Raw genomic sequence first — 16,358 nt, 5'->3', positions numbered from 1 at the left:
CTCTCGTAGGTATTTTCTCCCGCGCTTCTCTAATGAGGTAATCGCATCAAATCCTTCGCATAAGGAGTTCCATAATTCCTCAATTGATTCTGCTTGAGGAAATTTTCCTGCCATGCCAATTACAGCAATATCTAGAGTAGATCTCCTTCCAAAATCTACTGAGGAGGTGAATTGCTTCGTCAATGCGGTGCTCGAATCCTCATGTACTCGTGTGTAGACTCCGGTTCTCCGCTCCGCGTCTCCTCGCACTTCACTCCCCTCAGCGAGTTTGGAAAGAGGTCTATTGTTGTTCTTTGCTGATTCATTGCTTGTCAGCTCAACACCCTCCATGATGACTTGCCAATTTCCTTGTGCATCAAAAACGGCGGCGATCTGATCTTTAATATGTAAAGAGCTGCATTGCTGATGCTGCACGTGTAGCAAAACCCGTTTTATTGCTTTAGGTAACCCAGGACGAGGGTTTTTAGCAAAAAAAGGATCGTTGCGATAAATGGATGAATGCAACATGCTCCCTAAAACTGCAGGAAGGCTCCCCTTAGGATCCAGGCTAGCAGAAAATGAATCGTCAGAATCATTATAGTGTTCAATAATTCGATAACACTCACCTAAATAATGCAATGAATCACTCTGATAAAAATCATTCATCACTAACTGATTGTGGTTGTCCATTGTGCGGGAGAATTCATGGTATGACTTAAATTGATAGTGATTTTGTACTACCAATTCCTCATTGCCATGCTTATCAATTTGCACAATGAAGCATTCATGGGTTATTGGATCAATCTCCAAATGCAAATTGATCTCTTGATCTTTTTCAGCAATTATTAATTTTTTTAATTCAATATCCGTTAATTCCACTATGGGTGAATTAGCCGCTAGAGGACTTAATGCGGCATAAATCATCATCAGTAAATTATCTAATGGAAAAACATAATGGCCATCAATTTGATGTGCCAGCCAGTAGGGATTGCTTTGAGGACTGTAGGTATACCGACGCCGATGCTTAGTCATCAATCAACTCCCCTGTAAATAAATCGACTGCCTGTTTTTGAATGACAACAGGTTCTACCCCTTTTAATTCGGCACAAACAAAAGTTGCCAAACGGTGTAGCGTGGGATAATCAAAAATAACTGCAGTACGTAATGATAAATTGAATGTTTTATTGATATTGGCAACCAAACTTACCCCAGTAATCGAATCAAGGCCAATTTCTGCCAAAGGACGGTCAACTTCAAGATGCTGACCTTTGGGCAAATGAAGCGCCGAAATAACAAATTCAGAAATTTTCTGAGTAATCTCTAAAAAATCATGGAGCCCTTCTCCCCGAGTCTGGGGCAAAGAGGTCCGAAGGACGGATGAGGGACTTCTGATTTGAAATTCTTTATCACAAAGTGCTTCATTAAAGCGAGAATGACAACAAAAAACGTTTTGCGCTTTTTCTTGCTCAAGTAAATCTGGATCTAACACATTAAAACCTGATGCAGTTAATTTTTGCAGCCAAAGATGCTGGCTTAATAAAGGAGAGGCATTTAATCGTTGCGCGCCGCTCGCTTGCCACCAGCCATCAAATAAACCAAAAATAAAATTCAAATAAGCCTGTTCTTGCACTGCCTCATTTAACAAAAATACACCCTGGGGCTTGAGAATACGCTGCAATTCCTTGAGGGTTAGGTCTAAATCATTGGCTAGATGGAGTACATTGGAAGCCAGAATAACGTCAAAAGAACCATCAGCTAATTCTGCTAAATGATTCATATCCAAATGCTCGCATTGCAAATTAAAGCGAACATTGGCTTGTAATTTTTTTCCTTGATTTAAGAAAAATGAAGAAACATCCGTATAGTAATAATCAACCTGCTCATACTGATTCAGCACATCCATTAAGGTTTCGGTAGTTGCACCCACACCAGCCCCCAGCTCAAGGATTTTCACTCGTTTGTTGGTTGTGCGGAGAAACTCACCTAAATACTTTGCAATCTGCTGATTACATTTCCTTGATTCAGGGCTTTTAGCATAAAGAGCAAACAATAAATTAAGCCCTTCCTCTGAAAAAACAATCTCTGCAGGCGCCTTATTACCGGTTAATATTGATTCATAGTTCAAATAACAAAGATAAGCTAAGCGATAATAAGCTTCATAGTTGGAGTCCTGTTGACAACAAAGCTCAAGCAATTGATTCAATAATTCATCATTAGAACTATGAGGTAAATCATTTAAATAGCCTGCCAACCGTGCATACTTAGGCATCACCTTGTTTACAAAAACTTGTTTTTTCCGTAAATCCTGAACCAAATGAGAAACGAATTGATTCACTCCCTCTAATCCTTTTTTTAAAGGTATAACCGATATGGCCTTGGGATTTGTTCTAACAGAATGAAAACCACTGGATCCCGCAGACAAGTCGCGGGGCGTAGAAGAGTGAGAGCAATTACCTTCACTCTTATGTTGAATTGCAAACTGCACGTACTGACTATTTAAACCCATTTGCAGCGCCTCAAGTGCTTGTTGTGTCGTCAGAGGAATAAAACCTAAACTGCGCGCTCTTTTAAGGTAAAAAGTATCAGTAACGGCACCCACTTCTTGCCAAATACTCCAATTAATAATCTTAACGGGTAATGCCGTTTCTTTCTCTAAGCGCAGACAATAGGCATCAAGAGCATTACTTGCCGCCGCATAATTTGCTTGACCTGCAAGACAAGCAATGCTCTGCATGGAAGAAAAAATCACAGCGGCGTTCACTTTAGTGTGTTGATGCAACTGATAAATAAAATAGGCACTGAATAATTTGGCATCCACCACACTGCGGAATTGTTGCCACGTCATGGAGTCAACTGTGCTGTCATGCAGATGCATCACCAAATTAAATACAGCATCGATGACTGGATATTTCACATGCAGATACTTAATCAGCAAAGCACATTCTGCCTCTCGGGTGACATCGGTTTGAATAAACTCAATCTGCGTGCCATACGTCTGTAACAATGCACGTCCCTCTTCATTTAGAGGGCTACGTCCTACAAGAATCACTTTAGCTTGATAAGATTTCATCAAGAATTGCGCCAACTGACGTCCAATTCCTCCCATGCCACCCAGAATCAAATAAGTCCCTTGGCTTATGAGAAAATCATGCGCGTCACAATCCGTAGCTAAATCCAAAGTATTTAACCAATACTGTTTATTTTGATAGTAAATGGTTTGATGTGGCCCTTCATAAACTCGTTCCACCACCGATAATTCTAAAGGTATATCGATGATGAAATGTTTGAATTGCCAATAGGGTATTTCTTTAGCTAAAGAACCCAACAAACCACTGACCATGGCAACTTGCGGATGGTGGGCTTCAACGACATAAGAGTACCAATCTATATGAATCTCTTTTGTAAACAAGGGAGTGCTTAATGCACTCTTTAATACATCAAATAAAGGCTTGATAAACTGGAGTAGATCATGATTAAAAAGACTGTTCTCTAAATGAAAATCGGGTATCTGCGGATAGATAATAAGGTAATCCAGCTCAGGATGGGCAGCTAAAAATAATTGCAACTCATTGGGATCAAAGTGATCCAGACTGTAGCTCAAAATCTTATTGTTTGTTTCAAGCTGAATCTTCATCTGCTCTATTGTTTCAGCGAAATATTCTGCATGAATAATTAAGATATTTTTTTGGTACAGAGGTTGATGTTTCATTTCTACATCAACGTTCAATTCCTTTGTCACATACATCAAGTGATTTTCTTGATTTTTAAACCATATTTTTTTGCGTTCGAATGGATAGGCTGGGGTAGCATGCACACCCAATATGTCATTAGAATTAGGTTCATGGGTAAATACCGCATCACCCGCCAGATAAGCTTGTGCCATGGACTGGTAACGGTCAGCAATATAGGGTGCAGTAGATGACTTGAGCCAATTCTGCATGTGTTCAATCAATTGGTGTTGATTATGCCATTGAAATAAGACCCGATAACGGTGGTGTACTCGTCTTTTTTGTAAGGTAAAACAGAAACTGTGTGGTTCAAAATGATCGGTTTTTTGCAACCAATCAATATAATTGTTTACCAAAGCCTTCAAACTTGCCTCATTGGGTGCAGAAAGAGGAATTAACGGCACAAAAGTAGTTGTCTGTTGTGGCTGGACTGCATCTCCTTGTTCTAAAACGACATGTGCGTTGACCCCACCAAATCCGAAAGAACTCACTGCCGCACAACGCGGAATGAATTCGCCTTTGCTTTGTTTTTCTGGCCATGGATGAGTTTCTTGACTAATCGATAGCCCTGATTGCTGCAGAACCAGATAAGGATTAATTTCAGACAAATTCGCTTGCCCAGGAATCATTTGATGCTGGAACATCAACAAAATTTTTATTAATCCCGCCAATCCTGAAGCAGGCTCCAAATGGCCAATATTCCCTTTAACCGAACCCACCTCAATTGCTACATTTTTATCGGCAACAAAATTCTTTAAACCTTCCAACTCAATCGGATCACCTAATGGAGTTCCCGTCCCATGAGCTTCAATATAACTAATACGTGCTATATCAATTGAGTTATAGACTTGCTCATACAGTTGTTGCTGTGCTTTTGAACTGGGTGATGTCAGTGTATTGGCTTTACCCGTATGATTGGTACCACTGCCAAGAACTCGCGCATAAATTGTATTATTTTGTGCCTGTGCTAACGATTGCTTCTGAAGAAGAATAACAATAACTCCTTCTCCTCTAATGTATCCATCTGCATTTTTATCAAATGGCTTGCACGCGTTCGTAGTAGACAACATCCCTGATTGAGTGAATGCATTAAAAAACTCATCGTCCAGTAATAAATTGACGCCACATACTATCGCTTGATCAATCTCTCCTTGTTTGATGGCTTTCACGGCGCGATCCAGAGCATATAAACTGCTAGAACATGCAGTATCTACTGCTTCACTCGGTCCAGTTAAATCAAAATAATGAGATATTCTATTCGCCAGTAAACTGTGTACTGTGGCAACTGGGATGTAGGGATTATTAATTTGGTTACGGGTCAATAACTTGGCATAATCAAAAGTTGACGCGCCTACATAAACACCAGTAGCAGATCCTTTTAATTGTAATGGATTGATTCCGCCCATTTCTAAAGCATGCCATACCTCTTGCAATAACAATCTTTGCTGAGGATCCATCACCATTGCTTCAAGCGGAGAAAGATTAAAAAATGAGGCATCGAATGCATCGACACCCTCAATAAATGCTCCAGGATGTTGTTGCATGTAGTGCAAGCGATTCGCTGGCGTTTGACTAAAAACGTTTCCTTGATTTAATAACAATTGCCAAAAATCATTCAAATCCTTACATCCTGGCAATAATGCACTGTACCCCACTATAACTGGGACATCGCTCTGCAAGCCCATGGATAGCATGGATAAATCGTGGGACTTCGGTATCATTGATGCGTTGTTAACAACACCTAATTCTGGTTGAATCGGCGTTACCACGAAAGTCTTAACGTGTTGTTCATAATAGTCGATAAACTCAGAAACCGTCTTATAACTAAAAAATGTTGCGGGAGTAATTGCTAAATCATAAGCATCATTCAAATGGTTTGCCAATTCAGTAAATAAAATCGAGTTAAAACCAAGATCACCAAAAGATGAGGTCACATCAAAATGATCGTCAAGCTCCAATACTTTTTTAATGGTGTTGATTACAAAAAGTTTAAATTCCATATGTGCTTCAGACCTGTATTGTTTCGCTGATTGCGAATGATTTAATTGCTGTAAAATGAGTTCTGGATCTCCTTGATGCGCAATAATTTGCGGCCAAGGTAAAGCGGATAAAGTTTCCAAAATACGGCATCCAGTAGCATTGCTAATTGCTTGCATGCCCCACTCTTTATGCATACGAGCTAAAACCGAATCACTAACCTGCATACCCCCTTGCTCCCAAAAAGGCAGATTAATACTGCAAGTAAACCCGGTACGTTCACCTTTGATACGCATTGACTCACGTAACACAGTAAAACCATCTAAGAATCCATTAGCAGCCGCATAAATAGATTGTCCAATATTGCCTAATATAGAGGAGTAAGATGACAACAAAAGAAAATGATCCAGGTGATATTCCTTTGTTGCATCATCTAAATTCAAGGTACCGGTTACTTTTGCCGCCAAAGCCATTTTAATTGAATCAGCTGATTGATTAAGGATTAAACTATCTTGCTGAATCCCTGCTGCCTGAATACAGCCATCCAACCTTCCTCCTTGTTCTAAAACAAAATGAGCAATGACTGAATGGAGTGTTTCATAATCACTTATATCAACTTGTTTGTAGCTTATGTTGTTTTGTTGCATCCAATGCTTATGTTCTGCTGATGGATAACGTCGACCAAGAAGTAACACACGAGCTTGATATTGAGTTACCAGATACTGGGCTATAATTTTTGGAATCGCTCCAATGCCGCCCGCAATGACATACACACCCGATTTTTTAAATAATAGGTGCGTACTTTTCTTCTCTGGGGTGACTGCATGATAATATTGGGTATGAAGCAAGCCTTCTTGATTTACTTTAACCCAAGTAGGCAATTGGCTTTGTGCAATCAGCGGCAACAATTGAGTACTAAATTCCCAAGGCAAAAGAACAACACTGAAGTGCAATTCAGGAAATTCGAGTCGTGCCGTACGTAAATAAGCATGAACTGCTTGTGCGTAAACTGCTGTTTCCCCAAAATCATCAAAACACAAAATCAGGTTTAATTTTTTTCTTGACTGTAAAGCGTACTGTATATTTTGCAGTAAACTGATGAATTGCGGTGAACCTTGCACCTGATTCACCAAAATTATGGAACATTCTGAGTCTGTGCTTGGTCTATCAGTAACTTGCAACCATTCAAGAGTTCTTCCTACTGCTTTCTCACAATGAATACGCTGCCAGAATGGCTTAAAATAATGAACTGGTATTTTTTGCGGAATAATTTGCTGCTTATGAATGGGAATCATACAAAAGCCCACAATCTGACTTACCAAATGATGATTTTCATCAAAAATAGAAATATCATAACGTGGAGAAAATTTTCGTTGGGATTTGTCTTCAACAACGACATAAAGTTTAGATGTCCACACGTGAATTAAATTCAATGCCTCAATTCCATGTGGAATATATACCTGATCTTCAGGTAACTCTTCTTGTAACACTGAAACACATTGCAAAACGCTATCAAACAATCGCGGATCCAGTGTAGGATCCTCAAGAGATTCTGAGAGAGTTAATACAGCAATTGCTTTATTTTTATCAGGATTAATCCGAATTGTTTGTACACATTGAAATGCTTTGCCATGATACCAATTGTTTTGGCGAAATTGAGCATACATGTCCTCCACGGAACAATCATGAGTACACTCAACAGTAAATGGCGCATAGTCCTTAATAACAGTCCGCTCATCTAAAGAATAATAAATGCTACTCGAATGCAATAGCTCCCCAGATAACTCACACACCGTCTGGCTCTTTTCAGGTTTAAATTGAATCTTAAATGAACTCTTGTCCGCGTGATGATCCGCATAAATGGGATGAAGCCATTTTATGTCACGAATGCTGATATTGGATATCTTATTTTTATAACGCAAATAAGCTTGATAACAAAAATAAATATGTGCAGCACCAGGTAATATCGGACGTTGATGCAATCGGTGTTGCTCAAAATAATACGCTTTAGTTTCCAGAGATAAGGGGTATTCGTGAATAGCCACTGAATCAGTACGTGGAACGATCCAATGTCTTTGCTTTTTAAAAGAATGCTGTTTTGTATTCAGCTCAGCAATAATGGGATAGTCTTGTAAAATAACATGTGCATTGGAGCCACCTGCACCAAAAGAACTTAGCGCACTATAACGAAATCCTTTACTGTGTCCCCAAACCGTATTTTTTTCTGGGATAATAAATTGTGTTTTTTCAAAATGACAATGCTCGTTCAACGGCCAAGCATTAACCGCAGCAAAGATTTCTTCATGCTGATATTGTAATAAAATTCGCACTAAACCTGCTAAACCAGCACATGCTTCACTGTGGCCAATATTACTCTTAATCGAACCAATAAATACTTTATTTTGATAAACATCACTCAATGCTTTAATTTCGATTGGATCACCTAAGACTGTTCCTGTTCCATGAGCTTCAATATATTTGATTTGCGACGAATTAATTTCTGCTTTTTGCAAAGCAGAAAGGATTACTTTTTTTTGGGCTTCAGGATTTGGCACTGTATATCCGTGCATTTTGCCACCTGAATTGAGTGCACTCGACTTAATTACTCCATAAATTTTATTGCCTTCGGCAACCGCGTCACTTAATTTTTTAATACATAAAGCCACCACCCCTTCGGCGTAAACAAACCCATCTGCATTTTGAGAAAAAGTGGCATTGATGTTTTGTGCTGAAAGCATATGCAAATCAGAGAGTTCTACCATTTGTCGTGGATGTACAATTAAATTGACCCCACCAACTACGGCCATGTTCGATTCACCAGTTAATAGACTTTGACACGCTAAATGAAGTGCTGATAATGAAGAAGAACACGCGGTATCCACCGCCATACTGGGTCCGTGTAGATTAAAACTGTAGGAAATTCGGTTTGCAGCTGACCAATAAGCACAAGAAGAATTAGCATGTTTTTGGGTGGTCCAATCTTCATTCAACCACGCATAATAAGCACCACTAATGCCGACAAATACTGCAATTGTATTGTCAGACGCAATGGGAAAAGCATTCGCATCGGCAAGAGCAGAATAAGCATTTTGCAACAGCAAACGTTCCTGCGGATCGATAAAAGCAGCTTCACGTGGAGACAATTTAAAAAAAGCTGCATCAAAACAATCAATCTCATTTAGAAAGCTACCGCTGTACGCAAATGAGCCATGCGCCCAACGTGATTTAGGAATCGGCCCAAATGCTGTCTTACCCTGTTGCAGCATGGAAATAAAATCATCTGATCCGGTATGCGGAAGCTGATAACTTAAACCCACTATGGCAATATCTTTTTCCCAATTATAATGTTCTAAATCAGGATTCACTTCATCAGGAATTTCAAAGTCTTCATTAGTGAATCGTTGAACCAATGCCTCTACTGTATCTACTGCAAATAATTCAGCAATCCCTAATTCAGGATATTTGGGTTTTAATTTTTGATATAAATCACTCAAACTTAATGAGTCAAATCCAAGATCAGATAATCGGTCATCTAATTGAATTGTTTCACTATCCAAATAAAGTGTTTGTGCCAATTGCTCGATAATCCATCTCTGATTGTTTGTCTTATGAATTGGGGATTGCTGTTCTTCGACCTGTGGCTTGTTCACTGGAGCCATGGATACCTTCGATAAGGGAATTAACAAATTGGATTGTTTTTTTATCTTGCCCTGTCGCTTTATTGTGCTATCTATGACTATTTGTTCCGCTGATGAAAAATTTAAACATGAACTTTGATATTCAATTTCGGTTAATTGCATGGTTTGTAATACAGACATCCATTGTTCGGCACTTAATAAAGGTGAATTTATTTGGCGTAAATGTGGGTCTTTCGCATTCCACCATCCATCAAATAAGCCAAAAATAGCAGTGGTAAAAGGGGTCTTTTCCACTAACTCATTCAATAATAAATGTCCCCCATCAACCAAGCATTCACTCAAGCTGTTCATGGAATTTAAAATATCGCTCGTTGCATGGATAGCATTGGTCGCAATGACACAATCAAATTCTTGATAAAATTCATGCTGAGCATCCATGTGCTCCATATTAAAGATTCGAAACTCCATGCAGTGTTCGTACTCAGAAAAATAACGCTTTGCCTTATTAACCAATGCAGGCGAAATATCCGTGAAATAATACACATAGGATTGACCTTGTAATGCCGCTAAAATAGCCCGAGTGGAAGCGCCGCTCCCAGCACCTACTTCAAGAATCTTTATTGTTCTTTGAGCCGACATACAGTATTTTCTCAATTTACTTGCCAGAACCTGATTGGCATGATCAGCAACTGCATGATGCTCATAAAAACCTTGGACTAACTCTGTATTACCCTGAGGAAAAATAACCTGCTGCGGTAGTAGATTCCCTGATAATAGATCATTATAGTGTTCGTATACTGCTGCAAATAATTTAAGTCGGGAGGCATAATCCCCTTCTTTTAATTCATCCTCATAGCTGTTTTTTAGTGCCTCAAGTTGCTTTAGATCTTTGGCAATAAAAATAAAGTCATTATCCAAATGAATAAAATGCATTTTTTGCCAGATATGAAGTAACTCTCGGACCAATAGTTGCAAATGTTTTTGAAAAGGTGCCAGAAATGTCGCAATGCAACAACCATGCATGGGAAAAGACTGATTGATCTGCAGCAAGAGACTTAGTGCAACAAATCCGTCCAGGCTCTTATTTTTGTTGATCGCTACACGAGCAATAAAATCGCTTTTTTTTGCAGTTCCGGTAATTAAAGCAAAAGGCGTATTGGTGTCAATTTGCAGTTCAAAAAGTGTCATCAGTTGAGAAAAAGACAAAGGAGCCAAATTATTATTCGCCATGTACTGTGAATAATCAGCAGATGTTGCCAAGCCAATGCCTTCGATCACTCCTAATGCGGTGACAAAACAGGGAAGACTTTTTTGTTGCGCCGATAAATAACTTTTAAAAGCCGCCTCAAAGCTGTATATCGTAGCCCCTAAATTGGGGTAATAGGCCTGGATGGATGTAAAGACATACAGGTTGTTGGCGTACTGAGATAATTCTTCAGCAACTAACCAATTGTTGCGTTGAACGACTTGCATCAATGCAGTGGATAATGAGTTCTCACTTTGCTTAATCCACCATTCGTCATCTCGTGCAACAGCTAAATGGAAAATACCCGAAATTTTCTGTATGGAAGCTATTTGTTTTAAGCTGGTTAGAAGAACTTCATCTTTATCCGGATCATAGCAATGATAAATCATCTTAGCTTGTTGTAACTGGATTTTTACTTGTTCATTCAATTGGTTATAGGGTTTGCGGCCTAGCACATAAATTTGTGCCTTGTAGTGCTTTTGGAGATAGGCGCCCAGTTTTAAGCCGATTCCACCAGCCCCACCAACTAAAACATAGATTCCGCGGTATTCCAGGCCTTTATTTAGCACCTTAGAAAATTGTAAAGTGACTTTATCGTATTGATAAAATTTTCCTTGAAAATCAATGACCTTAATGAGAAGTGGACTTATTTCTAAATTAATCGCTTTTACAAAATGAGTTACTAATTGGACTTCTTCAGAAGAATAAAGCTCATCCAGCTGCAGGTAAATCACGCGTTGCTTTTTAACTTGAACACCACATGTTATCGTGATTTGACGTATCGCTTCTAATACGTAATGGATTGGATTTATATCCGGATAATCCATTGTGATCCAAACATCTTGCCTGAATAGCTCATTTAAGGAAAACTCAGTCCAATGAACCTGTTTCAGGTGAGACAATTCATGATAATTGATGCATTTCAACGTGGTTTGCAATGTGTCAAATTGCTTATCTAAAGTGTTCTTTTTTATTTTTTTAAAATAAGGCTTACGCTCAAAATACATCGTTCCTAAATAACGTTCAAAATCGATACCAAACCCCATAAGCCATAACTGAAGAACTACGTCATCGCTTAATGTCAAAACATCCAGTTTGTCCGCTTGATCCAGATCAATACAGATACGTTGCCCTTCTTTAAAATGAACAATACATTGATTAGAAACACTGCTCTGGGAATCGCAAGTTAACGTCAATATCGGTTTATAATAAGCACTTAATAAAGTAAATAAGTTAGCTTCAGAAATTGTGGTTACCCGCTCAATTAATCTATTCTTAAAAAGATCGATAAAAACAGAATCCCTCTTGAATAATAATAGGAGCTCTTCTGGCACAAGAAGTTGCCGCTCAAGCAAAGCAATTAGTTCAACCAACGCAGCAGGAAAACGGTTTAGTAATTCTTTTTTGACAGCGCTTAATTGCCATTTATTAATCACACTAACTCTTGCCCACAAAAGAATTATTATAATTTGATGATTTATAATTCCTTCTTGTAACAGTAGCGCTACATCACGTTGTTCAAACAAGGCAATTAATTCAGGATCGAGTTGATTTTGCAAAAGCGCGTTAAATGTATACTGATGCTGGTACAGCGCCATACTTTCAGCAATAAGTCGATTCACCTCAGATGGGTCGATTACCAAACCATCCATAAGTTCCAATACATACTCATCTAAATCACTTAAAGCAGGATATTGTTCACCATTTAATATTAAATGTGTTTGCATCCTTTGATTGGCCTGCAACGCCAGAGAAACAGCATTTCCAAAAGCCTCTATACAACGAATATCAGGTAAAAAATCACAAATCAGAGTAATCCAATATTCCGGCAACCGTTCAAAAAAAGTATGCTGCATGTAGGGTCTTAAGTAAACTGAACCCTGTGCACAACAACCAGGAAGAGTGATAAAGTCATGTTTCAATGACACCCAATTAATGGACTCATCATGATCATTGAGCCATCCAGCCTGCCGAAAAGAAGAATGGTGCTCCTGGGTATAAATTGAGTTTAGTGCCAAATGATACTTTTGCTTCTGTAGAACATAATCCTCAGCGAGCGTCACTAGTGATTCCAAATCTTCTTTGGTCGCTGCGCTCAGCAATAAAGGTAATTTAAAAGGTTCTTCTGTACGAATCGGTGAGCGCGCAGGAACTGTTTGCAAAATAGCATGCGCATTTGCACCACCAAACCCAAAAGAACTTACCGCAATTTGTGAATGGTTATAAGGAATTGATTCTGTATTGATCCTTAAAGTTTCTGGTAATAAAACATTAGCGGCATCAGATAGTAGATGAGGAGGAATTTGTCGTTTTTTTAAAATAAGAAGACACTTAGCCACACCTAATAAACCGGCACCAGCTTCCATATGCCCTAAATTTCCTTTAATCGAGCCAACGAAGCAACCAGGATAATTCCGACTTAAGGCCTCAAGTTCGATAGGATCGCCAAGATTAGTCCCTGTTCCATGAGCTTCAATATATCCTACATCAAGATTCAAACATTGCTTTTTCGCCAAATGAATGAGTTTAGATTGTGCCGAAGCACAAGGTGCAGTCATCGTACTGGTGGTTCCATTGTGATTACAACTAATACCTGCCACAGCTGCTAAAATGGGAAGATTTAATGAATCAGCTTTTGCTTTTGAAGTAACGAGCAAAGTAACCATACCTTCCAAAGGTAAATACCCATCTGCTTGCATCGAAAAAGTATGGCACCAACCACTTCTCGAGAGCATTCCTGCTTTTTTGAAACTTTGATGCCTTAAAGCACTATCGATGTAATTCACACCAATAATAAAAGCAAAATCATTTTGACCATACTTGATACTGTCACACGCATCTTTTAAGGCAACTAAAGAACTGGCACATGCTGCATTAATACTTTTACTCTCTCCAGTAAAGTTAAAACAGTGCGAAACCCGATTTGCAACACTAGCCTCACAATTATTCAAAAAAAAACGACTGTCACTTTCCACCATAGTTCTTGCATAGGTATGCAAGTTATCAACAGTCATCACTCCTGCATAAACCCCCGTAGTTGCCTGTTGCAACTCCTGTCGCATAATGCCGACCTGTTCCAGACAAGTATGTACTCCATACAAAGCCAATTTCTGTTGAGGATCGATGTGAGCGATGTCTTTTGCGGTGAGATTAAATAATTCTGGAGCAAAGAAGTCCCAATCAGAGAATAAATTGGCATAGGTCATTTCATTTTTACTATGCCACATTCTCGAGCTATCTACAGTACAACGTGTTTTTTTACCGGCAACTAAAAATTGCCACAAAGCTTCCTCATTTTCAATGTGGGGAAGTCTTAAGCTTAAGCCTATCAATACAGGAGTCGTATCTTCAAGAGTACAAGTCTTGTTTGAAACTCGCGTTAATTCCTGGTCCATTTTGTTCATCTAACCTGTCTGATGAAGGTGCAAAAAAGGAGGGAATATAGTCCGTTTTAAACCCTTGTTGATAAGTCTTTAAATGAGAAATGAATTGTTTGTCCGTAAGCAAATTCATAGCTGCTTTTACAAACATTAGAGCAATATAATAACGCCCTTCATTTGTGTTTTTATCAATTTTTAACTGAAATGGATTAAATTGATTAAAAGGTGGTAAATTACTTAAGATACTTTGATCAATTTTCAAATCATAACTTGTATTGAGCCCAAGTGAACAAATAGCATATCGCAAATAAACATAAGCTTTAGTGATTTGGTAAGAAGCTTCATCCAGTGCACTAATTCGCCCTTTCTTGTAAGCAATATGTAGAAAAGTTTCTTCTAACGCGTTTAAACGTAAAAAATTGGCGATTGTTGCCACATCAAAAAGCGGATTACCAACCCGAGCAAATTCCCAGTCAATTAACGAAAATTGATTCTCTTCCGTTTGAAATAATATATTCCAGGGATTCATGTCATAGTGACACAGACTGGCTTTAGGATTGAGACTTAACAAATAATCTAAATCATTAAATAGAGAGATAACCAAGGAAAAATCTTCGAACTGAGCATTAATTTCAGCAAGATCGTTAACCCTGGACTTTAATTGCAGAAATTTATCGCTTTCTTTACTCACTTTTCTTTCAGGTACTTTGATTGCATGTAATGCACTAATCACTGAACCAAGTGATGCCAATCTATCTAATGATTTATCTAGTGGCCAACGGGGATCATTCGCTACAAATTCATATATAGCGACTTTTTGTGCTGCATTAAAATAAATCATTCGTGGACCAATGCCCATACACGATGCGGCTTCGGCTGCATACAGTTCCACCCATCCCTGCGCACTGTCCTCTTCTAATATTTTAATAACATATTTCTGATTATACGCTTCCACTAGGAAGTTCTGACAAAAGGGGGATAACCCTCCGTTCAGTTGTTTTATAACCCCTACATTCCAAGGAAGAAACGACTGCACTACTGACTTTAAACGAGTGGCAATCGCCTTAGAGTTACTGATTACCTCTACTGCCCCCTCAGGGAGCAGTTCTTTGGGTTTCACAATCTGTTCATCTACAAATAAACGCCAACTGCGGCAGACCAGACGAAGAGTTTGAATTTCATCCTTACGGAGATATTTTAAAATTCCTCCCATAATAAAATAAGGAACTTGTAACTCCCCAAAATTAAAATCTTTTGCTGGCTTGCTTTCGCTCCCTAATAGCTTGTTGTTAAGTTGTCGCTTAAATTGATAATCATTAACCGTTTGCATGGCTTGTTTGATTAGCATCACACTAATATAAAACTTGCCTAAATCACTTCCTTTATCGACTTTCCCATCACTAGGTTGATATTCATTAAATGCTGGAATTGATCCAATTTCAACATGACTCACACTTAAGGGATCCTTTATATTTGCTGCAAAACAAATTGCAAATCGCAATAAAGCAATTTGTTGCATGCGCACATAATGCAAATACTCTTCACTGCTTGGTTCATGCCCCAAATAATGAGTTAAAAGAGACTTTGCTGCAGGGGTCTTTAAACGTAATGTGGCAACTACAGTAGCTAAATCCAAGAAAGGGTCATTTAATCCAGCACATTCCCAATCAATAAAATAGAAATTATCTGGAGTTGCCAGTATGTTATTGGGGTTAACATCATTGTGGCAATAATGGGTTTGTCTTACCAAAGACGACAAATAATCCAACTGCATCAGTGCATATTGTTGCAAGAAAAATACAGGTGAGGCTTTAATGTAACTTTTTAAAGTCTCTCTACGCTCAGTAATCAAGGTAGAACTTTCAATTTCCTCTCGCTTTTTGAAATGAGGTCCGCTGTGTATTACTGCAAATTTTTTTGCAATAAGTTTCAGCTGCTCATCATCAAGTTTTCCAGTAATTGAAGGATCATTTTCTACATAACGCATGATCACAACACCTGAAGAAAAATCAAAATACTCTACTCCAGGAGCTACTTTGCTGTGCGCGAAAAAAATAGACGCAAGCACTTCACGGGCTCGACCTTCCTTATGTCTTATATGACGCAATACAAAACGTTCATCGCCCACTTGTACTAAATAACTGTTGGCCCAAGGAGAAAATCCTTCTGTTAAACGCTTTATTGTGATCGGCGATTGGGGGATTACAGGCAGAAAGGCTTCAATATGAGGACGTAACTCAGAGACATCAGTTGAGTCTTGTGCCTCAATAAATAATTCAGAACCCTCATGGGTCAATAATTCTCTCCAGCTTTGATTTACGAAACTTAATTTCTTTTTATCTTCTGAAGGTACATAACGAACTATCTTTTGAACAACACTTAAGGGTAAAGAAATATCAAAAAATTTCAT

At 38.6% G+C, this 16,358-nt stretch carries 3 protein-coding genes (1 of these 3 only partly in view); all 3 read right to left on the bottom strand.

Features of this window, described 5'->3' with window-relative positions:
• Tightly spaced (each overlapping or abutting the next), the 3 genes in view from EL022_RS08500 to EL022_RS08490 form a layout consistent with a single transcriptional unit that may run on beyond the window.
• On the bottom strand, positions 1–1,011 hold the start of the coding sequence (locus EL022_RS08500) for a beta-ketoacyl synthase N-terminal-like domain-containing protein (RefSeq protein ID WP_028382093.1). It extends 6,498 nt beyond the left edge of the window; the window shows 1,011 of its 7,509 coding nt (coding positions 1–1,011); the start codon lies at positions 1,009–1,011; the stop codon falls past the left edge of the window.
• On the bottom strand, positions 1,004–13,972 hold the full coding sequence (locus tag EL022_RS08495; protein WP_126325160.1) for an SDR family NAD(P)-dependent oxidoreductase: 12,969 nt from the start codon (positions 13,970–13,972) through the stop codon (positions 1,004–1,006). Before EL022_RS08495 ends, EL022_RS08500 begins: the two co-directional genes overlap by 8 nt.
• Positions 13,917–16,358, bottom strand: a complete 2,442-nt coding sequence (locus EL022_RS08490; protein ID WP_028382095.1) for a phosphotransferase — start codon at positions 16,356–16,358, stop codon at positions 13,917–13,919. The genes EL022_RS08495 and EL022_RS08490 overlap by 56 nt, the downstream gene beginning before the upstream one ends.

This window comes from Legionella cherrii (genome assembly GCF_900635815.1).
Lineage (GTDB): Bacteria > Pseudomonadota > Gammaproteobacteria > Legionellales > Legionellaceae > Legionella > Legionella cherrii.
The sequence above is the reverse complement of the archived record's forward strand: the minus strand, read 5'-3'. Positions and strand labels throughout refer to the sequence as shown.